Below are 22964 nucleotides of genomic sequence, written 5' to 3' on the forward strand. Positions count from 1 at the left end.
GTGACACGCATCCTGGTGGTGGACGACGACCCCGGAATCCGCAGCCTGCTTACCGACGTCCTGGAGATGGAGGGGTACGAGGTCAGCGTGGCGGTGGACGGGCTGGCCGCGGTGCAGGCCGTGGAGGCCGCCGCCCCCGACTTCGTCATCCTCGACGTGATGATGCCCGGCCTCGACGGCTTCGCGGTGCTCTCGGCGATCCGCGCGCAGGGCGGCGAGCCCGTGCCGGTGCTCATGCTCACCGCGGCGGCCGAGCCGGGCACCAACGCCCGCGCGTGGGCCGACGGCGTGGACTACTACCTGGCCAAGCCGTTCACTGCGGACGCCGTCCTCGACCTCATCGACGGCGTGCTCAGCCAGCAGGTCCGGGTGAGCGATCTGTGAGCACGCTGTTCCGCACCTCAAGTTCCCCTCAAGTCCGCCCCCCGGCCGCCGATGCTCCTTCCACGCGTCGGCACCGGGTCCCCACCCTGCGCCGTCGCGCCAGACGAAGTCGTCCCGCCGACATGCGAGGTGCGTAGGCCATGAAACAGAACCGTCGCCGCGGAGTGGCGCTGGCAGCGGCCGCCGTCGCCGCCATGACCGCCCTGCCGATGTCCGCGGCCGCACACACCGCCGCCGGGCCGTGGCGCGAGGTCGTGGTGACCGGCGCGGGCGCCGGCGCGGCCGCGCGGGCCGTCGAGTCGGCCGGGGGCCGGGTGCTCGCCGGCCTGCCGCTCGCCCAGGGCGTCGCGGCGCTCCTGCCGCAGGACGCCGTACTGCCGGCGGAGTGGACCGTCGTCCCCCAGCGGGACCTCACGGTCGCCGACGCCACCGCCGACGCGGACGGCACCGCCACCACCGTGCGCCAGATGCTCGGCCTGCCCGCGAAGGGCAACGAGGGCGACGGGGTCACGGTCGCCGTGGTGGACACCGGCATCGCCGACGTGCCCGATCTCGCCGGTCGCGTCGCCGACCGGGTGGATCTGACGGGTACGGGCGCCGGCGACGGCTACGGCCACGGCACCTTCATGGCGGGCCTGATCGCCGCCTCCGGAGCGGCCTCGGGCGGGGCGTACCGCGGGGTGGCGCCGGCCGCCGACCTGGTCGACGTGAAGGTCGCCGACGCGGACGGGCACACCGACCTCATCACCGTCCTGCGGGGGCTGCAGTGGGTCAGCGACCACCGCAAGGACGTCCAGGTCATGAACCTGTCGCTGTCGTCGGAGAGCCCGCTGCCGTACCAGGTGGACCCGCTGAACCAGGCCCTGGAGGCGCTGTGGCGCCAGGGCGTCACGGTGGTCGTGCCGTCCGGCAACGACGGTCCGGGCGTCGGCTCGGTGACCGCGCCCGGCAACGACCCGGTCCTGCTCACCACCGGCGGGCTGGACGCTTCGGGTACGCCGGGACGCGACGACGACGTGGTGGGCGTGTGGTCGGGCCGCGGTCCGACGAAGCAGGGCGACGCCAAGCCCGATCTGGTCGCCGCCGGCGGCCACGTGGTCAGCCTGCGCTCGCCCGGCAGCGTGGTCGACCGGGACAACCCGGCGGCCCGCGTCGGCGACGTCTACTTCCGCGGCTCCGGCACGTCCATGGCGGCCGCCGTCACGTCCGGCGCCGTCGCCGCGACACTGGCGGTGCAGCCGAAGCTCGGCCCCGACGCGATCAAGAACCTGTTCGTCGCGACCGCCTACCCGAGCGCGGGGCTGACCGCCGCGGCCGGTGGCGGCGCGGGCGGCCTCGACGTCCCGCGGGTGCTCGCCGCCGCACCGAAGTGGCGCTCCAGCAAGGCGCAGAGCGCCTACGACGAGGACACCGCCGCCGTCGGCCGGGACGCCAAGCGCTGGGCCGCCTTCACCGACGCGGTCGTCGCCGGTGACGCCGACGCCGCCGAGAAGGCGTGGAACGCCCTGACGCCGGCGTCGCGGGACTGGGCGGCACGCGCCTGGGCGCAGCTCGACCCGGCGGCACGGGCCTGGGCGGCACGCGCCTGGGCGGACTCCGGCTGGGCCGCCCGCGCCTGGGCCGGCGAGGACTGGGCCGCACGGGCCTGGGCCGCACGGGCATGGGCCGCACGGGCCTGGGCCTCCGACGATTGGGCGGCGCGCGCCTGGGCCGCGCGGGCGTGGGCGGACGCCGACTGGACCGCCCGCGCCTGGGCCGGCGAGGACTGGGCCGCACGGGCCTGGGCCGCCGACCGGTGGAGCGCCTCGTCCTGGGCCTGGCTGCCCAGGTCGTGACCGCAGAGCCGCACGACGCCGGCCGTCCGCTCCCGCAGCGGGCGGCCGGCGCCGTGCGCGCGTACGCCCGGGACCCGATCCTGCGGCGGGTGGTGGGCGTCGCGGCGCTCGGTGCCGCGCTGGGTGCCTTCGTGGTGCTCGCCATGCCGGGCCGCGGCAGCGTGCTCGAGGGCGCGGGCGTGCCGATGGCCTGGCTCGTGCCGGGTCTGGTGGTGCTGACCTGCATCGCGGAGATCACGGTGGTGCGGCTGCGCCACGGCGAGGCGGTCGAGGAGCTGAGCCTCTACGAGGCGGCCCTGATCATCGACGTGCTGCTGCTCCCGCCGCGGCACGCCCTGCTCGCCGCCGTCGCCGGGCTGGTGATGGCCAGCGTGCTCCAGCGGCGCCCCGCGGTGAAGGCCGCGTTCAACCTCGGTACCTACACCGCCGCCGTGTCGGTGCTGATCCTGCTCGTGCACCTGATCGGGGGCACCGCCGGCACCGTGACGGCGCGCGTGCTGGCCGGCGTCCTGGCCGGCACGCTGGCCTTCACGACGGTGAACCTGTGCTGCCTGGCCCAGATCCTCGGATTCATCAACGGCGTAGCCCCGTGGGCGGTCATCCGGTCGGAAGCCCGCCTGTCGCTGTACATGGCCGTCGGGACCATGGCCACCGGGCTCACGACCACGGTCATCGCGCTGCACGCACCCCTGCTGCTGCCGTTCATGGCCATGCCGGCCCTCGCCGTCACGTACGCGTACCGGGCCGCCGCCCGCGAGGCCGACGAGCGAGCCCGCTCGGCGTGCCTGCTGCAGCTGTCGCACGCTCTCGCCGAACGGGAGGACGTCGTCCGGCAGTTCCTGGTGCTGGTCCGCGAGGCCTTCGACGCCGACCTGGGCGTCATAGCCGTGTCCGGGACGGGGCCGGCGCTCTCCGTGGAGGCCGCCGATCCCGCCACGGTGCAGGCCGGGCCGTTCCCGGCGTACCTGGCCGCCTGGCGGGACGCCGACGCGCCGGTGCAGCTGACCGAGAACCTGCCGACCGGGCTGCGACACGTGGTGATCGTCCCGGTCGAGGGCGCCGGCCGCCGGCTGGGTACCGCGGCGTTCGCGAGCCGCCGCCGGCGCCGCATGTCCACCGGCGACGTGACGTTGCTGGCCTCGCTCGGCAACGCCCTGGCGGTGGCGATGCGCGGGGCGGAGCATCTGGAGCGGCTCACCGAGGAGCGGAGCAAGCTGCAAGCCGTCGTCGAGCAGTCCGCCGAGGGCATCATGGTGATCGGCGCCGGCGGCCTGGTCCAGGTCTGGAACCAGGCGCTGACCGACTGCGTGGGCATCCCCGCCGCCGAGGCGACCGGCCGGCCCGTCGGCGAGCTCCTCGACGTGCCCGCCGAGGAGGAACGGGAGCTGCTGCTGCCCGTCTCGATCGACGTGCCGCGGGTGGCCACCGAGCTGACCATCCGCCGCGGCGACGGCGAGGAACGGCGGCTGCGGCTCGCGCACTCGGCGATCTTCGCCGCCGGCGAACTGGTCCGCGACGTCGTCGTCATCAGCGACCTCACCCGGGAGTACCGCACCGAGCGGCTGAAGTCCGACTTCATCGCCATGGTGTCGCACGAGCTGCGCACCCCGCTGACGCCGATCATGGGCTACATCGACCTGCTGCGCACCCGCGGCGAACGGATGACGCCGCAGAAGCGCCTCGACGCGCTCACCCTGATCGGCGACCGGGCGGCGCACCTCTCGCGCCTGGTGGAGGACCTGCTGCTGGCGTCCCGCTTCGGCGACCACCCGGACGAGGCCTCGCTGCAGGTGAACACCGCCACGCACGACCTGGTGGCGATCGTCCGGCAGGCCGTCGAGGACCTCCGCTGCGACCGGGTCGTCCTGAGCGCGCCCGAGGAGGCGTGGCCGGCCCGGTGCGACAGCGGCCGTACGGTCCAGGTGCTCACCAACCTCATCGGCAACGGTCTCAAGTACTCGGCTGAGGACCGTACCGTCGAAGTGAGCCTGCGCCGTGACGACCGTTTCCTGCACGTGGACGTCCGCGACCGTGGGCGCGGCATCCCCTCGGACTCGCTGGAGAAGGTGTTCGAGAAGTTCCACCGGGTCGAGGACCCGATGACGATGAGCACCAGCGGCACCGGCCTCGGCCTGTTCATCGCCCGCCAGCTGGCCCGCGCCATGGGCGGCGACGTCACCCTGGAATCCACCATCAACGTCGGGTCCCGCTTCACGCTGTCCCTGCCCGCGGAGGGTCCTTAATCCCCGGGACCTTGGTCCTGACCTGGTCGGGATCACTCGATCTTCAGCGCCGTCGCCCGTAGGAATGGTGACGGACAACGAAGATCGGAGTGAGAACGATGAACGCCACCTGGAGACGCTGCGCGGCAGCGGTCGGAGCGGCCGCGGCCGTGCTGGCGGTGCCGAGCCCCGCATCGGCGCACGAGAAGTGGTTCGTGCCGGCTCCGGGCGGATACCCGGGCGACTGGTCGTTCGCCGCCCGCCCGCTCACGCTCGCGCTGATCCTCGGCGTCGTCCTGGTCACTGCCGGGTGGCGCTGGGTCGCGGTACGCCGGCTGCCCGCGCCGGAGCTGCCCGTACTCGGTCCCGTGGGGCGGCTCGTCCCGTACGTGCCTCGGCTGCTCGCCATCCACCTGGGCGTCTCGCTGCTGGCGGCCGGCGTCTCGGGGCACTTCCTCACCCACGACCTCGACGTCGGGCACCTGCCCGGCGGCGCGGCGCTGCTGCTGCTCGAGGGTGCGCTCGGCGTCTGGTTCATCACCGGCGTCCGGCTGCGCCCGGCGGCCGTCACGCTGACCCTGGCCGGTCCGCTGGCCCTGCTGATGACCGGGCCGGTCGGGCTGCTCTCGGCGATGGACCTGCTGGGCGTGGCGGTCTTCCTGGCCTTCGTGCCGCCGTCGGACGCCACCTTCGGCCGGGTCGAGCCCGATGCCGCCACGCTGCGGCGCGCCCTGCTGGGGCTGCGGCTCGGCGCGGGAGGTGCCCTGATCACGCTGGCGTTCGCCGAGAAGCTCGCCAACCCGGCCCTGGCCCGCGAGACCCTGCGGCTCTTCCCGCAGCTCGACGTCCTCGCCCTGGTGGGGATCCACGTGCCGGCCGACACGTTCGTGGCCGTGGCCGGCGCCACCGAGCTGCTGTTCGGGCTGCTGGTGATCTCGGGGGCGCTGCCGCAGGTCGCCGTGCTGGTGGCCGGGATCCCGTTCAACGCGACCCTGCTGCTGTTCGGCGGCACCGAGATGCTCGGGCACCTGCCCGTCTACGGCGTCTTCCTCACGCTGCTGGCGTACGGCTCGAACCCGCGTACGGCGGAGCTGGTGCGCTGGCTCCCCCGCACCCCCGGCCGCCGGGTGGCGCCGGCCCCGGAAGGTTTGCGCGCTGCTTGAGAGCGGCCTGAGGTTGCATTGAGGTTGCAGACCGAATCATTGGGGCATGACCGTCGCACACCTCATCGCCGTCCCGCCCTTCGTCGTCGCGGGCCCCGCCCCCCGGGAATCCTCGACGCCGGGCCAGGGCGCCGTCGAGTTCACCGTCGTCATCCCGTTCCACAACCCGGGCGCCAAGCTGCCGCGCGCGGTGGAGCGCATGGCCGAGCTCCTCTACGCGCAGAACATCTCGTTCGAGATGATCGCCGTGTCGGGCGGCTCGACCGACGGCTCCGAGCGGACCCTCGCCGACCTGCCCTGGATGCGGATCATCAACGACCGCGAGGTGCAGGACAAGGGCGCCGCCCTGCAGACCGGTCTCGCCGCCGCCGGCGGGGCGTACGTCGGGGTCGTCGACGTCGACGCGGACGTCGAGGTCGACCCGCACGATCTCATCGAGTGCCTGCACCGGGCCCGGGAGCGCGAGGTCGTGCTCGCCTGATCCCGCTCCCGCCCGCTCCACGACCCCGGCACGCCTCGCGTGCCGGGGTCGATCGTTTCCCCGGCGCGGCCGTGGCGCCCGGAACGCTTGCCGATTACTTGAAACCGGTCTGAGACGGCCTTGAGGGTTGCTGCCGAATCAGACGGCATGACTCTCACCGCGGCTCCCCTGCCCGCTCTGCACAACCTGCGGGAAGTGATCCACTCGCAGGCCATCCAGCCGACGTTCCAGCCGGTCGTACGGCTCGAGGACGGCGTCGTGAAGGCGTACGAGGCGCTGGCCCGCTTCGACCAGGCGCACTTCCCCAGCCCGGCCGACGCGTTCGCCGCCGCCCTGGAGGCCGGGGTCGGCGTGGACCTGGAGCTGCTGGCGCTGGAGCGGGCGTTCGCCTACCTGGACGAGATGCCGGCCGGGGCGTGGCTGAGCGCGAACCTGTCGGTGGAGGCCCTGCTGACCCCGCGGGTCTGCGCCACCCTCATGGCGCACGCGCCGCGGGGCATCGCCGTCGAGCTGACCGAGCACACCCAGGTGCACGACTATCCGGCGCTGGTGAAGGTGACCGAGGCGCTGCGCGAGGCCGGCATCCTCATCGCCGTCGACGACGCCGGGGCCGGGTTCGCCAGCCTGAGTCACATCCTGCAGCTGCGCCCCGACATCATCAAGCTGGACATCACGCTCACCCGGGGCATCGACGAGGACCCGGTGCGGATGGCGCTGGCGCGCTCCCTCGTCGGTTTCGCCGAGGACATCGGCGCGATGCTGATCGCCGAGGGCATCGAAACCGTGGCGGAACACGAGAAACTGCGGGCGCTCGGCGTCAAGCTGGGGCAGGGTTATTTCATGGCCCGGCCCGGGCCGTTGCCGGACCGCGCCGACATCACCGGGGGCATGCGGAACCTTTGATTCCCCCCGGAACGGCCGATAGGTATCGAAGCCGCGCCGCAGCAGTCGCGGCGCCATCCGCCGTCCGCAGGGGAAACAGGAGGCCACGTGGCCAGGCCGCGCGCTCTCGTCGTCGAGGACTCACCCGAGTTCATGCTGCTCTGCCAACACCTGCTGGAGCGGGAGGGCTTCGACGTGGTCGTCGCGACCGACGGCCGCGGCGCGGTGGAACAGGCCCAGAAGGAGCGGCCGGAGATCGCCATCCTCGACCTCGGGCTGCCCGACGTCGACGGCATCGAGGTCTGCCGCCAGATCCGGCTCTTCACCGATGCCTACATCGTCATGGTCACCGGCCGCACCGACGAGGTGGACAAGGTCGTGGGCCTGTCGGTCGGCGCCGACGACTACGTCACCAAGCCCTTCTCGCCCCGCGAGCTGGCGGCCCGGATCCAGGCGATGCGACGCCGGCCCCGGGCCTCGGCGTCCGGTCCCAGCGCCGCGATCCGGGAGTACGGCGGCCTGCGCATCGACCCCGAGGTCCGCGAGGTGACGCTCGACGGCCAGGTGCTCGAGCTGACGAAGATCGAGTTCGGCATCCTCGACCTGCTCTCCTCCGCGCCGCGGCGCACCTTCACCCGCGGCCAGCTGCTCGAGGACGTGTGGGGCGACAACTGGTACGGCGACGACCACATCATCGACGTGCACGTCGGCAACCTGCGCAAGAAGCTGGGCGAGTCCGCCTCGTCGCCGCGTCACATCCGTACGCTGCGCGGCGTGGGGTATCGCTTCGAGCCCTGACGCCCCACCGGCCCCACCGGCACCACGCGCCCAGCGCGTGGTGCCTTTTCGCGTTCCGGGGGGGCCGTACGGAACAACCCAACGGCACCCCGGAACCGACCGAATTCCGCCGCGGCGCACCCAGACTTTCCCCCATGACAAAGGCCCAGCCCGCCTCCGTGATCTGGACGACGAACGGCAACTGCCCGCCGTGCATCGTTCAGGATCCCGCCCGCGCAACCGACGGAATAGCGTGACCACCGCGACACGGGCGCTGCGGATCGGGGTCGTGACTGCACTTCCCCCCGGCCGCAACAGCCTCAACGAGTTCGGCTTCCACCTCGTCCGGCACCTCGCCGGGGTTCCCGAGGTGTCCGAAGTCGTCGTCTACGCCGACGAGACCGACGCCGGGCCCCCGGCCACCCTGCCGGGTACCCGCAGCGTGAGCTGCTGGCGCTTCAACAGCCCCGCCAACCTGGTGCGCATCCTGCGCGCCGTACGGGCCTCCCGGCCCGACGTGGTGCTGTTCAACCTCCAGTTCGCCACGTTCGGCGACCGGCGGCTCCCGGGCGCGCTGGGCCTGCTGACCCCCGCGGTGCTGCGGCTGCTCGGCGTACCGAGCGTCGTCGTGCTGCACAACCTCGCGGACAACGTCGACATGCGCGACGCCGGATTCGCGGGGTCCCGACTGAGCGCGTGGGTCATGAAGACGGCCGGCCGGGTCCTGACCCGCGCCCTGCTGCGCTCGAACCTGGTCGCGCTGACCATCCCCCGCTACGTCGAGCTGCTGCGGGACCGCTACGGCGCCCGCAACGCCCTGCTCGCCCCGCACGGCAGCTTCGAGGAGCTGGCGGTGCCGTCGTTCGACGTACCGCCCGGCCCGCGGCGCATCCTGGCGTTCGGCAAGTGGGGCACGTACAAGACGGTCGACGTGCTGGTCGAGGCGTACCGGCTGCTGCTGCAGCGGGGCTACGAGGACCTGGAGCTCGTCATCGCGGGCTCGGACAGCCCGAACTCGCCCGGCTACCTCGCCGACGTCGCCCGCCGGTACGCCGACGTGCCGAACGTGGTGCAGACCGGCTACGTGGCCGAGGAGGACGTGGCCGGGCTGTTCCGCTCGGCGACCGTGGTGGCGTTCCCGTACACCTCGACGACCGGCAGCTCCGGCGTCCTGCACCAGGCCGGCGAGTACGGCCGGGCGGTGGCCCTGCCCCGGATCGGCGACTTCGTCGAGATCATCGAGGAGGAGGGCTTCCGCGGCACGTACTTCGAGCCGGGCGACGCCGCCAGCCTCGCCGACTCGCTCGCCGAGATGATCGACAACCCGGAGCTGCGTACGAGCCTGGGACGGCGCAACTTCGCGGCGGCCACCGGCATCCCGATGTCGGAGGTCGTGGAGTGGCACGTGATGCACATGCAGCGGGTGCTCGAGGGGAAGACCCGATGAGCCAGACCGCGGTGCTGGCCGAGGAGACCGACGGCAGCCGGCTGGCCCGGGCCGGCATGGTGCTGGCCCTGGCCACGACCGCCGCGCACGCCGGCAACTACGTGCTCAACCTGGTGATGGCGCGCTGGCTCACGCCGGCCGAGTTCTCCGACGCCACCCTCATGGTGACGCTGATGGCGGTGGTGACGGCGCTGGCCATGGGCCTGCAGATGGTCACCGCACGCTCGGTCGGCAACTTCGAGGTCGCGGGCATGACCTCGGTGGCCGACCGGCTCGCCGGACGCCTGCGGCGCTGGGCCTGGTCGTCCGGTGTCGCGCTGGCCGCCGTGCTGATCCTGACGGCGCCGCAGCTGCAGCTGGTGTTCCACACGGCGTCGGCCTGGCCGTTCGTCGTCCTGGGCCTCGGCATGCCGTACTACCTGGCCCAGGCGGTGGGCCGGGGCGCCCTGCAGGGCCGGCTGGCCTTCGGGCGGCTCGCCGTCACCTTCCTGGTGGAGATGCTCGTCCGCGTGGGGGTCTCGGTGACCCTGCTCGCGCTGGGCGGCGGCGTGCCGGGGGTGACGGCCGGGCTGGCGGTCTCCTACATCGCCACCTGGCTGACGGTACGCAGTGCGACGGCCACCCGCAGCCTCGCGCCGAAGGTGCGCGCGAGCGACCTCACCGAGATCCGGGCGTACGCCGCCGCGGTGGGGCTGCTGCTCAGCGCCCAGATCATCATCACCAACGGCGACGTGCTGATGGCCAAGCACTTCCTCGAGCCCGAGACCGCCGGTGCCTACTCCGCGCTGTCGTTGATGGGCCGGGCAGCGTTCTTCCTGTCCTGGTCGGTGGCGACGGTGGTGTTCCCGGCCGCCGCACGCCGGCACGCCGCCGGGCAGAACTCCGACCAGCTGCTGCGCGGCGGAATCTACGCCGTCGCGGGTATCGGCGGCCTCTGCGCCGTAGCGACCGGGCTGTTTGGCAATGTTTTCATGGGAATTTTCCTAGGCTCGAACTACCGGAACCTCGGTGGGCTGCTGACGGTGTACGTCATCAGCACCACGCTGTTCGCCGTGTCGAACCTGGTGGCCAGCCACTACCTGGCCACCGGGCGCACGACGGAGTCCTGGGCACTGCTCAGCGGCGCCGTGGTGCAGACGGTGCTGTTGCTGCACTGGAACCACAGCATGCAGGAGCTGGTCCGCGCCCAACTCGTGGCGATGACCGTCCTGGTCGTCCTCGTGGCGGTATGTCGCACTGCCCGCAAGTCCTCCCCAGAACCGATGGTCGAAAGGCGAACCTCCCGATGAACAACAGTGCCTACGAGGCGTACCGGGCTTGGGCGACGCACGAGATCACCGTGCCGCCCGTGGTGTCGGTGGTGATCCCCGCCTACAACGAGGAAGAGCGGATCATCCCGACGATCGGGGCGATCGCCACCTACATGTCGTCCCGCGGCGAGCCGTGGGAGCTCATCGTGGCGGACGACGGGTCGACCGACACGACCGTGAGCCTGCTGCAGAACATGCGGCTCGCCAACATGCGCGTGCTGGTGGCCGCCCGCAACGGCGGCAAGGGCAGCGCCGTGCGGCGCGGCGTCATGGCGGCGCGCGGCTCGGTCGTGCTCTTCGCCGACGCGGACCAGTCCACGCCGATCGAGCAGTTCGACCGCCTGTACCGCAAGATCGTGGTGGAGGGGTACGACATCGTCGTGGCCTCCCGCAGCGCGACGGGTGCCGTGGTGGCGGGCAAGAGCCGGCTGCGCAAGATGCTCAGCGCCGGCCTGCAGGCCATGGTGCGCATCGGCGGCGGCCTGGCGATCTCCGACACCCAGTGCGGCTTCAAGCTCTTCACCGCCACCGCGGCCAAGCGCCTGTTCGGCCTCCAGGTCATCGACGGGTTCTCCTTCGACCTCGAGGTGCTCTACCTGGCGCAGAAGAACCGCATGAACATCGCGGAGGTGCCGGTGGAGTGGATCGACGCCCCCGGTTCCACCGTCAACCCGGTGTCGGTGACCCTGCAGTTCCTGCGTGAGATGTTCAAGGTCCGGATGAACTCCGCCCGCGGGCGCTACATGCAGCACAACCACCTCGGCGCAGGCGTAGGGCCGGCGCCCTCGGTATCGGTTTCCGTAGGAGAGCACTGATGGAGATTCGCAGTGAGCGCTGGGACCAGCGGCACCTCATCACGCTGACCGGCCGCTTCGACGCGCACGAGACACCCCGGTTCCGCGAGCTGCTCGCGGACCTGCTGGCGAACGGCAGCGGGCTCGAGGTGGACATCGACCTGTCCGCCGTGCACTTCATCGACTCCAGCGCGCTCGCCGAGCTGCTGCGGGCCGCCCGGGCCGCCACGGACGTCGGCGCCACCCTGGTGCTGCTCAACCCGTCCGACCCGGTCCGGGTGATCTTCGAGCTCACCGCGCTGGACCAGGCGTTCTCGATCCGGTACGCGCCGACAGTGCCCGACACACCGGGCTTCACGGGATGAGTGCCGTGCCCGCGACCATGGCGGAGGCCGTCAACACGCTGCTGCGCGCGGCGGGCACGGAGTCGGTGCGCCTGGACGTCGGACCGTTCGCCGCCGGCTCGGTGCCGGAGGCGGTCATCGCGGCGCAGAACGTCCTGCAGCTGCTCGACCTGCACGAGCAGGCCGAGGAGGAGCTGACGGACGCCCTGGTCGCAGCCCAGGACCGGCTGCTGGCCCTCTACGACCTCACCCGGGTCCAGGCGGAGAGCCGCGACCACGCCGAGGCGCACGAGCGTACGGCCGCCGCCGTGCTCACCAGCACCGAGTGCGACAGCGGCGTGCTGGTCGGCGGCGGCCTGCTGTACCAGGCCGGCGACGAGGCCCACTTCCCGGTCCTCGCCCGGATCGCGGAGGAGGCCGTCGCCCGCGGGCTGACCGAGCCGGCCGTCTGGCCCGACGCGCCGACGCCGACGATGGTGGCGCCCGTACCGGTCAGCACGTCGCCGGCGCTGGCGATGGCGATCACCCGCACCCACGGCCCCGCGTTCGACACCGGCGACGTCAAGCTGGCCGCCGCCGTGGCGGCGGTCATCGGCGGACTGGTGAACCTGACCCGGCTGCACCGCTCCGAGGTGCAGCGCGCCCAGCTGGAGCAGGAGCACCAGATGGCCTCCGCGCTGGCCCAGGCGGTGCTCTCCACCGAGCCTCCGCAGGTGCCCGGTGCCGAGGTGTACGCCCGGTGCGTACCCGCGAACCTGGCCGGCGGGGACTTCTTCACCTTCGCGCCGCGCGACGGCGCGCTCTGGTTCGCCGTCGGCGACGTCGCCGGGAAGGGCCTGCCGGCCGCCATGATCATGACCCGTGCGGTGACCGCGATCCGCAACGCCTGCGTCGCCGGGCGCTCGGACGACCCCGCGGACGTGGTCAACCAGGTCAACGAGGAGCTCTTCGGCTACCTGGTCGACGCCGGCCGCTTCATCACGATGGCCGTCGGCCGTTACCTGCCCGGCTCGGGCTACGTCGACGTGTGCAACGCCGGGCACAGCCCGCTGGCCCGGGCCGAACGCTCGGGCGTCACGGTGATCCCGCCGGCGACCCTGCCGATCGGCGCCCTGAGCACGGTGGCCGCGCGCTCGCTGCGCCTGCCGTTCACCGAGGGAGACCTGCTGGTTCTCGGTTCCGACGGCCTCGCCGAGCAGCAGGACCCGCACGGGAAGCTCTTCGGCTACGAGCGGTTCCTGACCGCGGTCGGGCGCGCCCACGAGGCCCTGTCGTACGGCCGCCGGCACGACGACGTACCCGCCCAGGTCGCCCGGCGCCTGTTCGCCGAGGTGGCCCAGCATGCCGCCGACACCCAGCCGGACGACGACTGCACCCTCGTCGTCCTGCGCGCCGCGGAGGTGGACCGATGAGCGCCGCTTCGCTCGTCCTGCCGGCCGATCACGAGGCGCTGCGCGGGCTCGGCCCGTGGCTCGCCGAGCTGATCGGACCGCCGCTGGCCGGGGACATGCCCGGCCTGCTCTCCCGCATCGAGCTCGCGCTGCACGAGATCTGCGTCAACGTCGTGGACCACGCGTACGGCGGCGGGCCGGGCGAGCTGACCGTCTCCGGCTGGGCCGACGAGACGACCGTGGAGCTGCGCGTCACCGACACCGGATGCGCCTTCGAGCAGCACGCGGTGGTCGCGCCGCGCGCCGGCGTCCCGCAGATCCGCGGGTACGGGCTCATGATCGTGAAACAGCTGGCGGACCTCGACTACGAGCGGGTCGGCGCCACCAACATCTGCACGCTGCGATTCTCGCGGCAGGCCGAACCGGCGCCCTGACGCCGGCGATCACTCAATTTCGCACCGACGATGCCGATGGGACAGTTGTGGAGACAACGGAGCACATGGACGAAGCCCTGGGTGCCGCGACCGTGGCCCTGAAGGGACGCCTGGACTCGCTGGAGGCCCAGGGGCTGCGGGACACCGTCCGGCGGCTGATCTCGAGCGGATGCCGGCAGATGGCGATCGACCTGACGGACGTCACCTTCATCGACAGCGCCGGCCTCGCCGTCCTGGTCCGGACGCACCGCGAGCTGCAGGCGTCCGGGGGTGAGTTGACCCTCATCCGGCCGTCCGGGGAGAACGCGAACCGGATCTTCCAGCTGACGCAGTTCGACCAGATCTTCACCATGCGCGACGCCGCGCCGGAGGAGTGACCCCGATGGACGCCGCGACGGAGCCGGTCCTCGTCGTCGAGGACGACGTGGTGTCCCGCATGATCCTCTGCCGGATGCTGCAGCAGATGGGGTACCGGCCCGACACCGCGACGTCCGTGGAGTCGGCGCTCGAACTGGCGGCGAGCACGGACTACTGCCTGATCATCTCGGACTTCCAGCTGCTCGACGGCACCGGCATCGATCTGCTGGACCAGCTGCCGGTGGCGGGCCGGGCCGCGGCGCCCTTCATCCTCGTGACGGGCATCGAGTCCTCGTCCGCCGAGGCCGACGACTGGCGGCACCGCGTCGACGCGTTCCTCACCAAGCCGGTGCACTCCAGGGAACTGCGCGCGTGCGTCGAGCGGGTCCGCGGATCGGGCCGGGAACACGTCGGGTGAGAACCGCACTGATCGTCGTCCTGCTGGTGGCGACGGCGCTGGTCTACGCCCTGATGCTGCTGCGCCTGCTGCGGCCGGAGCGGTACGCCTTCCTGGTCTGCGCCGCCGCAGTGGCGGACTGGTGCATCCTCACGGCGGCACCGCTCGCCGTGGCCGCCGCCCTGCTGCGCCAGCCGGCCCTGGTCGTCGCGCTGACCGTGCCGGCCGTGATCCAGACGGGCCGCCTGGTCGAGATGCTCGCCCGCAACCGGCGGCGCGCCGAGCCGGTGGCCGGTTCGCGGCTGCGGCTGGTGACGGCCAACGTGCTGCTCACCAACCCCGCCATGGAGGCACTCGCCCGGGATCTCGCCGCCCTGGACGCGGACGTCTGCTGCCTGCAGGAGATCACCGACGAGCATCTGGCCGCCATCAAGGCCGCCGGGCTCCTCGACGCCTATCCCCACACCGTGCTGGACCCGCGCCCCGGGTACCACGGCTCGGTCATCCTCTCGCGGATACCGCTGGAGCAGGCCGGCCAGATCGAGGTGGGCGGCGGCCCCATGACCCAGGCCGACCTGCGCCTGCCCGGCGGGGTGATCCGCCTGGTCAACGTGCACACCGAGGCGCCGCTGAACCGGGTGAAGCTGGCCGCGTGGCGCCGCCAGCTCCGGGAACTGGCCGGCTTCACCGCGCCGCCCGGCGCGGAGCTCGTGCTCGCCGGCGACTTCAACGCCACCGCGGACCATCGGTCGATGACCGCGCTGCTGCGCCCGCTGCGGGACGCGTTCGACGACGCCGGTCCGGGCCTCGGCGCGACCTGGCCGCGCTGGCGCCGGCCGATGCCGGCCCTGCTGCGCCTGGACCACGTCCTGATCTCCCCCGGCCTGGCGGTCCGCGCCGCCCGGGCGGAGGTCAGCACGGGCAGCGACCACCGCCGGCTGGTCGTCGATCTGGCCCCGGGAGGGCGGGCAGTCTAACCGACCGCCCCGCCTCGCCACCGTGTTTCGCCGCGAAGGCCGATCCCGTGCCGGATCCGCACTCAGCAGACGGCGGAAGTGTCCGATCAGAAAGACGTGAAAACGGTCGAAAGCATAGGGTACGGGCTCAGCCGTACCCGCAGCCGCTCGGCCGTGCTCCCGTGGGTGTTGCGCGTGGCCGCCGCCCTGCTCGTGCTGTGCGCCGTCGTCGCGCGCCTGCACCCCGAGAATTCCGTCGTCCTCCTCGCCCTGACCACCGTCGGGGGCTGGGTGCTGCTGCTGGCCGTACCGCTGACCGCGATCGCGGTGGTGTGCCGGGAACGGGTGGTCGCCGCCGTCTCCATCGTGCTGTGCCTCGTGCTGCTCGCGTGGCTGGGCGGCGCGTACCGGACCGCGGGGCCGCAGCAGGCACCGGGCGGCGCCGCCACCCTGCGGCTGCTGTCGGCCAACCTGAAGGCCGGCAACACCGCCATCGGGTCGGTGGGCCTCAAGCTGCGCAACTCCGGCGCCGACATGGTGACGCTCCAGGAGGTCACGCCGGAGCATCTGGCCCGGCTGAAGAAGTCCGGCCTGGCCGAGGTGTACCCGTACAGCGTCACGGATCCCCTGCCCGGGTTCCACGGCTCGGCGATCTTCTCGAAGCTGCCCCTGACCGCGGCCCGCGCCTTCGACGTCAACGGCTCGCCGATGATGACCGCCACGATCACGCTCGGCGGCCGCCCGCTGCGCGTCGTGGACGTGCACGCCGTGGCACCGCTCTCGGGCACCAACCTCACCCGGTGGCGCGGCCAGCTGGCGGACCTCGTCGGCATGCAGCCCGCCGGCACCTCGGCGACAGTGCTGATCGGCGACTTCAACGCCACCCTCGACCACCGCTCCCTCGCGGCCCTGACCGACTCGGGCTGGCGCGACGCCTTCGCCGAGGCCGGCGAGGGCTTCGGCTTCACCTACCCCAACGGGTGGACACCGGTCGTGCCGATGCTGCGCCTGGACCACGCCATGGTGTCGGAGCCGATCACGGTGCTGCGCGCCGACACCGCCGACAACCCGGGCAGCGACCATCGGATGCTGGCCGTCGACATCGCCGTACCCGCCGCGTCGTGAGCGTCGACCTCGAGGGACGGTCCCTGCCCCCCGCGGACTGGCCGCCCATGACGCCCGCCCCGCCGCCGGCCGCCCCGCCGCCGGCCGCCCCGGCCCCGGCCCCGGCCCCGGTGGCAATGGTTGCTGCCCCCGTCCCGGCCGCGGCTCCGGCTCCGGCACCGGCTCCGGCCCCCGCTCCGGCACCGCCATCGGAGCCCGAACCGGCGCCCGCGCCCGCGGTGCCGCCCGCCGTCGGCTTCGTCCGCCGGCACCGGCTGCTGCTGATCGCCCTCTCCGTCCTGGCGTTCTATCACGGCGCCCTGCTGCTCAGCGGCAGCTATCAGCGCACGTACGACGCGTACGTGCACATCTTCATGGCCGACCACTACCGCCGCGGCTGGTTCACCACCTGGGACGACCGCTGGTACACCGGCTTCACCACGGTCAGCTACCCGCCCGGCAGCCACTACGCCATCGCCGCGCTCAGCCCGCTGACCGGGTTGCGCGGCGGATTCGTGGTGGTCCAGCTGTTCGCGCTCTGCAACCTCACCCTGGGCGTCTACCGCTGGTCGCGGATCTGGGTGGACGAGCGGGCCGCGGGCTGGGCGGCGATCCTGCTGGTCGTCTCGTCGTCCATCTCCGAGACGGTCCACGTCTTCGGGCAGCTCCCCACGACGTTCTCCCTCGGCTTCCTGCTCAATGCGCTGCCGTTCGCGCACCGGTGGGTGCGGACCGGGCGGCTGAAGTGGTTGGTGCTCGGCATCTCCTGCACGATGGGCGCCACCGCGGGACACCACGTAACCACGCTCTTCGGCGCTGTCTTCTTCGTGGGCCCGGTCCTGGTCAGCGCATTGGTCATCGAGCTGCGCACGCCGCTGCCCGACGAGCCGGGCGGGCACCTGGACGCGATCGGCCGCAGCTCCCTGTGGCCGGTGACCGCCCGCCGGCTGCGCCGCGTCATGCGGCCCCTCGGGCGGACGATGGTGTTCGGCACGCTCATGGTGATCGGGCTGCTCGTCGTCGTGCTGCCGTACTGGCTCTACTCGCACGCCGACCCCATCACCCAGGTCACCATCCCCCACGCCAGCCGTGACAACTTCCTGGTGAACACGAACGCCGGGCTGGTCTTCTGGCTGATCCCGTGGGGCACGACGCTCGTCGTGCTGCCGTACGCGCTGATCCGCGGCATCACCTCCAACGCCTGGCCGCTGACGCTGTCGCTCGCCGTGCTGACGTTCCTGGGCACCGGCGGCACCACTCCCCTGCCGAGGATGCTGCTGGGCGGCGCGTACGAGATCCTGACCCTGGACCGGTTCACGTTCTGGGCCACCATCTCGATCCTGCCGCTCGGCGGCAGCCTGGTGTCGAGCACCATCGACGGCACCGTACGCGCCTGGCTGGTGAAGAACTTCGGCCGCCGCCTGGCCGGGCTCCTGCCGGTGCTGATGGCGACCGCCCACATCGCGTTCACGCTCTTCTCGGCGAACCTCACCCACTACCGCCCGTTCCAGCCGCAGGCCATCGACCCGGGCCCGATCGTCTCCTTCCTCAACAAGGACGAGCACTGGCGCTGGCGTTACCTGGCGCTGGGCTTCGGCGACCAGATGGCCTGGCTGAGCGCCAACACCACGGCGCAGACGGTGGACGGCAACTACCACTCGGCCCGGCGGCTGCCGGAGCTCACGTCGCGGCCGGTCGAGCGCCTGGAGGGAGCGAAGTACTCCGGGCTGCCCGGCATCGGCAGCCTGCAGCAGTTCCTCGCGGTCCCCGAGCGCTACAACCTCAAGTACGTCTTCAACAACGACGCGTTCTACGCGCCGCTGCTGAGCTTCAGCGGCTGGCACGAGCTGGGCACCCTGGAGAACGGGATCATGGTCTGGGAACGGGCGGACGTGCCCCCGTTGCCGGACACCCAGGTCGACCGTGAGGTCGCCCGCTGGCAGCGGCTGATGTGGGGCACGGTGCCGCCGGCGTCCATGCTGCTCGCCATCCTGCTGCTCGCCTGGGCGTCGTGCGGCGCCCGGGTGCCCGGGCGCGTGTCGCGGGCGCTGCGCTGGGCCAACCGCCTGCTCTGGCGGATGCCCGGGCCCAACCTGGGCAGCCGGCTGGTGGCCCGGATGGACCGCAAGCTGCTGGCCGCGTCGGGACGCATCGGCGCCGAGCGCGGCCCCGAGGGCGGCATGCGCTGGCAGTCGACGCTGGAACGGCTGCGCCGCCGGGCCGCTCACCGGTACGTCTCGCCGCGCCGGCGCCGCTTCCAGGCGACCGCGGTCATCCTTGCCATGCTCGCGGGCCTGGGCTGGGTGGGCTACCAGCACCGCCCCATCGACCCGACGCCGATCGACATCGTCAAGGCCTACTACGACGACCTCGACTTCAACCGGCAGGCGGACGCGTACGCCCGCCTCGACCCGCGTACCGCGCCCTCGTTCGCGGACTACCAGGTCGATCTGTCCCGCAACGGTGGCCTGGTGGCGTCCTTCGGCAAGCTCAAGTCGATCGTCACCACGGTGACCGAGGAGACGGCGACGGGCACCACCGTGACGGCCGAGCTGACGTTCCTCACGTCGCTCGAGGAGTTCCACATGACCAGGAAGCTGGTCACGCGGTGGTACCGGAACGCGTGGTGGATCGACCTGCCGCCGGCAGAGGTGTACCAGCCGCCGGACCAGTTCGTGCAGCGCCAGGGCGTCACGTTCCTGGAGCAGGGCCGGCGGGCGCTGGCCACCGACGGCACGGCCACCGCCGACCTCCAGGACCGGCCGCAGCTCGCCTTCGGGTCCGTCCGGTCGCTGCTCGTCGACGGCCGCTGGGTCGTGGTCGGCGAGGTGACCAACATGGACGTGGACCCGGCCGACGTGACGGTCAACGCCCAGATCCGCGACAAGAACGACCGGCTGCTGGCGTCGTGGGACGCCGCCCAGGTGCTCATCCACAAGCTGCTGCCGGGCGAGACGTCCCCGTTCCGGGTCGAGTTCCAGCGCATCGCCGGCACCGGCGCGTATGGCACGGAGGTCGACGGCGGGGTCAAGAAGAACGAGACGGGCCCGGACGCGCAGGCGAACACGGCGACCCCGCAGCCGGCCGCGAGCTCGCCGTCGACCGCGGTGCACGGTCCGGTCGAGTTCGACCCGCTGCAGATCACCCCGCTGGTGCTGGGTGCCGGCGACGTCCCGGCGTCGGTCGCCGTGTACGCCCGCGGGGTCGTCACGCCGCGCGGCACCACCCGGGGCCTGCAGGTGACCGGCCTGCACGTGACCGAGGCGGACGGCGAGTCGTACCTGGAGGGCGAGATCCGCAACGACATGACCGTCGAGGCGGCCATCCCGCACCTGCTGGTGGCGTACAGCTCCGCGAACGGCGAGCTGGCATGGGTGGACCACGCGTACCTGGCCGACAGCATCGCCCCGCAGCGGCGCACCACGTTCCGGATCCCGGTCGCGGACGGCACCGGATTCAAGCCCTCCGGGCTGCCGACGACCGGCTACACCGGCGCCGACGGGCCGGTGAAGGCCCCGCACCGCCCCACCATGCTGCGCGCACCGCGGTCCAGCGGCTTCGCCGGCATCACCGTGTACGCCAGCACGTACATCCGGGGCGGGCGATGAAGCACCGCCGCCGGGAACTGCCCGACGGTCGCCGGCTGCTGCGCCTGCTCGCGGCCGGCACCGCCCTCACCGTCCTCGCCGCCGGGACCGCGCTCGTGGTCAACCGGGCGTTCGACACCGACCTGGGCGTGGTCATCACCCGCCCCATGCAGCTGAGCCTGGCGTACACCCGCCGGATCCAGGCCGCCGAACCGGTGACCGTGGCGGTCCGCGGCGCCCCGACCGGCGCCGCTGTGTCGCTCGTCAGCGTCGGTTCCATCGGTGCCGTCACCGCGGACGCCGTCGCCGGCCGCGACGGGGCCACCTTCGAGCTGTCGGACGACACCACCCGGTGGGCGGGCACGGTCACGCTGATCGCCCGCAGCGGCAACTCGGTGACCTCCGGAACGCTGACGATCGCGCCGGGTCCGGTCGTCGGGCCGGCGCTGGCCGCGGTCGGTCCGCGCTCCATCGTGGCCGACGGCGCGGACCGGTCGATGGTGGTGACGATGCCCGCGGACCGGTTCGGCAACGCCGCGCCCGACGGCACCCTGGTGGACGTCGTCCGCGGCCGCGCCGGCGCCACCGAGCGGCGTACCGAGCTGCGGATGGACGGGCTGCTGGCGCACGGGCTGCTCACGTCCGGCACCAAGGCGGTGTCCGGCGAGGTACGCGTCGGCGTCGGCGCGGTCAGCGGCCCGACCGTCAGCCTGGACGAGGTCGCCGGCCCGCCGGTGCCGTTCCTGCTCCAGGTCACCGGGGCGGTGCCCGAGGCGGACGGCCGATCGCTGCTCACGGTACGGACGGCCGTGTTGCGGGACCGCTTCGGCAACGTGCAGCCCGACGGCACCGAGGTGAACCTGCGCTGGAGCGACGCCTCCGGCGGTAGCGAGGCCGACGGCTACACCGTGCGCGGCGTCGCCGAATTCGCGATCGAGGCCCCGGGGCGGGCGGCGACCCTGGCGCTGCGGGCGACCTGCCGCGGGGCGGCGACCGCGCGCCCGCTGAAGGTCACCTTCCGGGCCGTCCGGCCGGTGATCGCCCTGACCGCACGCCGCAACCCGAAGGGCATCGGCGTCGTCGTCGGTCCCGTCCGGGGCTCGCTCGGCGCCCTGGTCGCGGACGGCACGCCGGCGGCGGTGTCCGTGATCGACCCGAAGGGGCACAAGGCCACCGGTTCCGGCCAGCTCGTCGAGGGGATGCTGCGCCTCGAACTTCCCGACGACGCCCTCAGCGGAGTGCTCTCCGTGCGCGCCACGGTGCTCGGCAGGACCGAGCGGGTGACGCTGAGGTGATCCAGCGCAACCGCGTCAAGCGCGTGATCGTCCAGTCCGTCGCGGTGTTCGGTGCCCTCGCCTGCGGCGCCGTGCTCGCCGGCGTCGCCCGGCTGGCCAGCTGGCACCTGCCCGGGGCGCTGTCCACGTCCGCGCTGCACGAGGTCGCCGAGCTGCCGCCGGAGGCGGACCGGCTGGTGACCTGGTTGCCGGACGGCAACGACGTCCAGCGGGTGCTGGACCCGGCCACCCGGGTGCAGATCGAGGCCGCCTACGTGCGGGCCTGGGCGGCCATCGGGCGATACCAGACCACCGGCGACACCGAGCCGGTGGCGAGCACCTTCGCCGAGCCGGCCCGCAGCGCCGCGCTCGCCGTGCCGCGCTCGGCGACCGCCTCCTGGTCCATCGCGCACCATCTGGAACTGCAGTTCTTCGCCCTGGACGGCATGACGGTGTCGGTCCGCGACACCGACGCCAACATCGTCCGCTCGGCGGTCACCGCCGGCCTGCCCACCCTCACCGACGTCCACGAGACGTACGACGTCGTGCTGGTGCTGCAGGACGGCTACTGGCGGATCCAGCAGCTGCGCCGGGTCGCCACCGAACCGCCGGTGATCATCGGCCGCACCGCCGGCGGTACGGGCGCCACGGTCCTGGCCGGCGTCCGCGCCGCCAGCGCGCGTACCGTCCCGGAGCTGCACGGCGTCGGCTACGAGCTGCCGTTCGACAAGGCGCTCGACGAGAAGGCGGTGAGCGCGGATCTGGCCACCGTCACCAAGCTCGGCCTGGACACCGTCCGGGTGCCGCTGCCGTACGCGCAGCTGGGCGGGGACGCCGCGGACGCCGCGAAGCTCCAGCTGTTCCGGCGGTTCCTCGACCTCGCCGCCGCGCAGAACGTCCACGTGGTGCCGGTGTTGTTCTCCGGGCTGGACGAGCTGACCCCGGACGTCTGGGCGGCCACCGACATGCATCTGCGCGCGGTAGTCGGCGCCCTGCGGGACCACCGCGCGATCGCGATGTGGGACGTCGCCGACGCACCGGACCAGCGGGCCACCGGCGTGGCCGGCTCGGTGGAGGTCTACGGATGGGTGGTGCACACGGTGACCCAGCTGCGGTCCGTGGACCCCGGCCACCCGGTGACCGTCTCGTGGTCCGACGTCTCCGCGGCGGGCAGTCCCACCGTCAACGGGCTGTTCGACGCGGTGTCGCTGGCCTGGAACGGGTCGTACGACGAGCTGGCCGCGGCCCTCGCTCAGGTGTCCCGCAACGCCTCCGGCCGCCCGCTGATGCTGTCCCGTTTCGGCCTCAGTACGTACAACAGCGTCTTCCCCGGCGGCCACACGGAGGCCGAGCAGGCGTACGACGTGCAGCAGAGCCGGCTGATCGCGGGCCGCAGCGGCGTACGCGGCACCGTCTTCGCGTGGCTGCGCGACGGGATGACCACCCAGCCCGGGAGCCTGTTCCCCTGGCGCACCGGCCCGGGGAAGGCGGAGGGCCTGCTGCACGCCGACGGCACGCCGAAGCGGGCGGCGGCGCTGATCGGCAAGGACACGAAGCTGGCCGGGCCGGCCCGCCCGCCGATCGCCGACGTGCTCCGCAAGCCCTTCTGGTGGCTGGCGGGGATGCTCGCCGCCGCGGTGCTGCTGGTCGTGCTGCTGCTGGTCCGCCGGCGCCGCCGGGCCGCCCGGGAACGGAAGATCGCCGGTGCCCCGCAGGCTCCCCGGCACCTTGCCGCGGCACGATCCGGTCCGGCGCAGTGAAACCCCGTTGCTCCCGAACGCTCCCCCCTCCGCCCCTGCGGGCACCCACCCTGATGCATGGACCC

Annotated in this window: 20 protein-coding genes; all 20 read left to right on the forward strand. The window is 72.9% G+C overall.

Going from position 1 to position 22964, the window contains the following annotated elements:
• The 20 genes from ACIBO8_RS19655 (at window position 1) to ACIBO8_RS19750 (ending at window position 22899) form a co-directional block, all read left to right on the forward strand.
• Entirely contained in the window at window positions 1–384 is a 384-nt protein-coding gene (locus ACIBO8_RS19655) for a response regulator transcription factor (protein ID WP_396116676.1), read from the forward strand.
• A gap of 140 nt (window positions 385–524) precedes the next feature.
• Window positions 525–2219, forward strand: a complete 1695-nt coding sequence (locus tag ACIBO8_RS19660) for a S8 family peptidase (protein WP_396116677.1) — start codon at window positions 525–527, stop codon at window positions 2217–2219.
• A complete protein-coding gene (locus ACIBO8_RS19665; RefSeq protein WP_396116678.1) occupies window positions 2180–4462 on the forward strand; it encodes a sensor histidine kinase in 2283 nt (760 codons plus the stop codon). Before ACIBO8_RS19660 ends, ACIBO8_RS19665 begins: the two co-directional genes overlap by 40 nt.
• Window positions 4463–4560: 98 nt before the next feature.
• The gene (locus ACIBO8_RS19670) at window positions 4561–5604 is read left to right on the forward strand and encodes a hypothetical protein (RefSeq protein WP_396116679.1); all 1044 of its coding nucleotides are present in this window, start codon (window positions 4561–4563) and stop codon (window positions 5602–5604) included.
• 46 nt (window positions 5605–5650) lie between these two features.
• Window positions 5651–6085 carry a glycosyltransferase family 2 protein gene (locus ACIBO8_RS19675; RefSeq protein ID WP_396116680.1) on the forward strand — a complete coding sequence of 145 codons (435 nt, stop codon included), beginning with the start codon at window positions 5651–5653 and terminating at the stop codon, window positions 6083–6085.
• 147 nt (window positions 6086–6232) lie between these two features.
• Window positions 6233–6988 carry an EAL domain-containing protein gene (locus tag ACIBO8_RS19680; RefSeq protein WP_396116681.1) on the forward strand — a complete coding sequence of 252 codons (756 nt, stop codon included), beginning with the start codon at window positions 6233–6235 and terminating at the stop codon, window positions 6986–6988.
• An 87-nt stretch (window positions 6989–7075) separates the two neighbouring features.
• The gene (locus ACIBO8_RS19685; protein ID WP_396116682.1) at window positions 7076–7765 is read left to right on the forward strand and encodes a response regulator transcription factor; all 690 of its coding nucleotides are present in this window, start codon (window positions 7076–7078) and stop codon (window positions 7763–7765) included.
• Between the two features lie 268 nt (window positions 7766–8033).
• Complete coding sequence (locus ACIBO8_RS19690; RefSeq protein WP_396116683.1) at window positions 8034–9191, forward strand: glycosyltransferase; 1158 nt, start codon at window positions 8034–8036, stop codon at window positions 9189–9191.
• On the forward strand, window positions 9188–10480 hold the full coding sequence (locus ACIBO8_RS19695; protein WP_396116684.1) for an oligosaccharide flippase family protein: 1293 nt from the start codon (window positions 9188–9190) through the stop codon (window positions 10478–10480). Before ACIBO8_RS19690 ends, ACIBO8_RS19695 begins: the two co-directional genes overlap by 4 nt.
• Window positions 10477–11316 (forward strand): dolichyl-phosphate beta-glucosyltransferase, encoded by an 840-nt coding sequence (locus ACIBO8_RS19700; protein ID WP_396116685.1) that lies wholly within the window; start codon window positions 10477–10479, stop codon window positions 11314–11316. Before ACIBO8_RS19695 ends, ACIBO8_RS19700 begins: the two co-directional genes overlap by 4 nt.
• The gene (locus ACIBO8_RS19705) at window positions 11316–11660 is read left to right on the forward strand and encodes an STAS domain-containing protein (RefSeq protein ID WP_396116686.1); all 345 of its coding nucleotides are present in this window, start codon (window positions 11316–11318) and stop codon (window positions 11658–11660) included. Before ACIBO8_RS19700 ends, ACIBO8_RS19705 begins: the two co-directional genes overlap by 1 nt.
• Window positions 11657–13051, forward strand: coding sequence for a PP2C family protein-serine/threonine phosphatase (locus tag ACIBO8_RS19710; protein ID WP_396116687.1), 1395 nt, complete (start codon window positions 11657–11659; stop codon window positions 13049–13051). Before ACIBO8_RS19705 ends, ACIBO8_RS19710 begins: the two co-directional genes overlap by 4 nt.
• Window positions 13048–13464, forward strand: coding sequence for an ATP-binding protein (locus ACIBO8_RS19715; protein ID WP_396116688.1), 417 nt, complete (start codon window positions 13048–13050; stop codon window positions 13462–13464). Before ACIBO8_RS19710 ends, ACIBO8_RS19715 begins: the two co-directional genes overlap by 4 nt.
• A gap of 65 nt (window positions 13465–13529) precedes the next feature.
• Window positions 13530–13841, forward strand: a complete 312-nt coding sequence (locus ACIBO8_RS19720; RefSeq protein ID WP_396116689.1) for an STAS domain-containing protein — start codon at window positions 13530–13532, stop codon at window positions 13839–13841.
• 5 nt (window positions 13842–13846) lie between these two features.
• Entirely contained in the window at window positions 13847–14239 is a 393-nt protein-coding gene (locus tag ACIBO8_RS19725; protein ID WP_396116690.1) for a response regulator, read from the forward strand.
• The gene (locus ACIBO8_RS19730; protein WP_396116691.1) at window positions 14236–15195 is read left to right on the forward strand and encodes an endonuclease/exonuclease/phosphatase family protein; all 960 of its coding nucleotides are present in this window, start codon (window positions 14236–14238) and stop codon (window positions 15193–15195) included. The genes ACIBO8_RS19725 and ACIBO8_RS19730 overlap by 4 nt, the downstream gene beginning before the upstream one ends.
• 96 nt (window positions 15196–15291) lie before the next feature.
• A complete protein-coding gene (locus tag ACIBO8_RS19735) occupies window positions 15292–16299 on the forward strand; it encodes an endonuclease/exonuclease/phosphatase family protein (RefSeq protein ID WP_396116692.1) in 1008 nt (335 codons plus the stop codon).
• Window positions 16296–19886 carry a hypothetical protein gene (locus tag ACIBO8_RS19740; RefSeq protein WP_396116693.1) on the forward strand — a complete coding sequence of 1197 codons (3591 nt, stop codon included), beginning with the start codon at window positions 16296–16298 and terminating at the stop codon, window positions 19884–19886. Before ACIBO8_RS19735 ends, ACIBO8_RS19740 begins: the two co-directional genes overlap by 4 nt.
• On the forward strand, window positions 19883–21160 hold the full coding sequence (locus tag ACIBO8_RS19745) for a hypothetical protein (RefSeq protein WP_396116694.1): 1278 nt from the start codon (window positions 19883–19885) through the stop codon (window positions 21158–21160). The genes ACIBO8_RS19740 and ACIBO8_RS19745 overlap by 4 nt, the downstream gene beginning before the upstream one ends.
• Window positions 21157–22899: a hypothetical protein gene (locus ACIBO8_RS19750; RefSeq protein WP_396116695.1), complete on the forward strand. Its 1743-nt coding sequence runs from the start codon at window positions 21157–21159 to the stop codon at window positions 22897–22899. Before ACIBO8_RS19745 ends, ACIBO8_RS19750 begins: the two co-directional genes overlap by 4 nt.
• Window positions 22900–22964 lie beyond the last annotated feature (65 nt).

Source organism: Actinoplanes sp. NPDC049681, assembly GCF_044465265.1.
Taxonomy (GTDB): Bacteria; Actinomycetota; Actinomycetes; order Mycobacteriales; family Micromonosporaceae; genus Actinoplanes.

Coding starts and splice junctions, on each gene's coding strand:
- ACIBO8_RS19660 (WP_396116677.1), top strand. CDS start 525: ATGAAACAGAACCGTCGCCGCGGAGTGGCGCTGGCAGCGGCCGCCGTC.
- ACIBO8_RS19670 (WP_396116679.1), top strand. CDS start 4,561: ATGAACGCCACCTGGAGACGCTGCGCGGCAGCGGTCGGAGCGGCCGCG.
- ACIBO8_RS19675 (WP_396116680.1), top strand. CDS start 5,651: ATGACCGTCGCACACCTCATCGCCGTCCCGCCCTTCGTCGTCGCGGGC.
- ACIBO8_RS19680 (WP_396116681.1), top strand. CDS start 6,233: ATGACTCTCACCGCGGCTCCCCTGCCCGCTCTGCACAACCTGCGGGAA.
- ACIBO8_RS19695 (WP_396116684.1), top strand. CDS start 9,188: ATGAGCCAGACCGCGGTGCTGGCCGAGGAGACCGACGGCAGCCGGCTG.
- ACIBO8_RS19700 (WP_396116685.1), top strand. CDS start 10,477: ATGAACAACAGTGCCTACGAGGCGTACCGGGCTTGGGCGACGCACGAG.
- ACIBO8_RS19705 (WP_396116686.1), top strand. CDS start 11,316: ATGGAGATTCGCAGTGAGCGCTGGGACCAGCGGCACCTCATCACGCTG.
- ACIBO8_RS19710 (WP_396116687.1), top strand. CDS start 11,657: ATGAGTGCCGTGCCCGCGACCATGGCGGAGGCCGTCAACACGCTGCTG.
- ACIBO8_RS19715 (WP_396116688.1), top strand. CDS start 13,048: ATGAGCGCCGCTTCGCTCGTCCTGCCGGCCGATCACGAGGCGCTGCGC.
- ACIBO8_RS19720 (WP_396116689.1), top strand. CDS start 13,530: ATGGACGAAGCCCTGGGTGCCGCGACCGTGGCCCTGAAGGGACGCCTG.
- ACIBO8_RS19725 (WP_396116690.1), top strand. CDS start 13,847: ATGGACGCCGCGACGGAGCCGGTCCTCGTCGTCGAGGACGACGTGGTG.
- ACIBO8_RS19745 (WP_396116694.1), top strand. CDS start 19,883: ATGAAGCACCGCCGCCGGGAACTGCCCGACGGTCGCCGGCTGCTGCGC.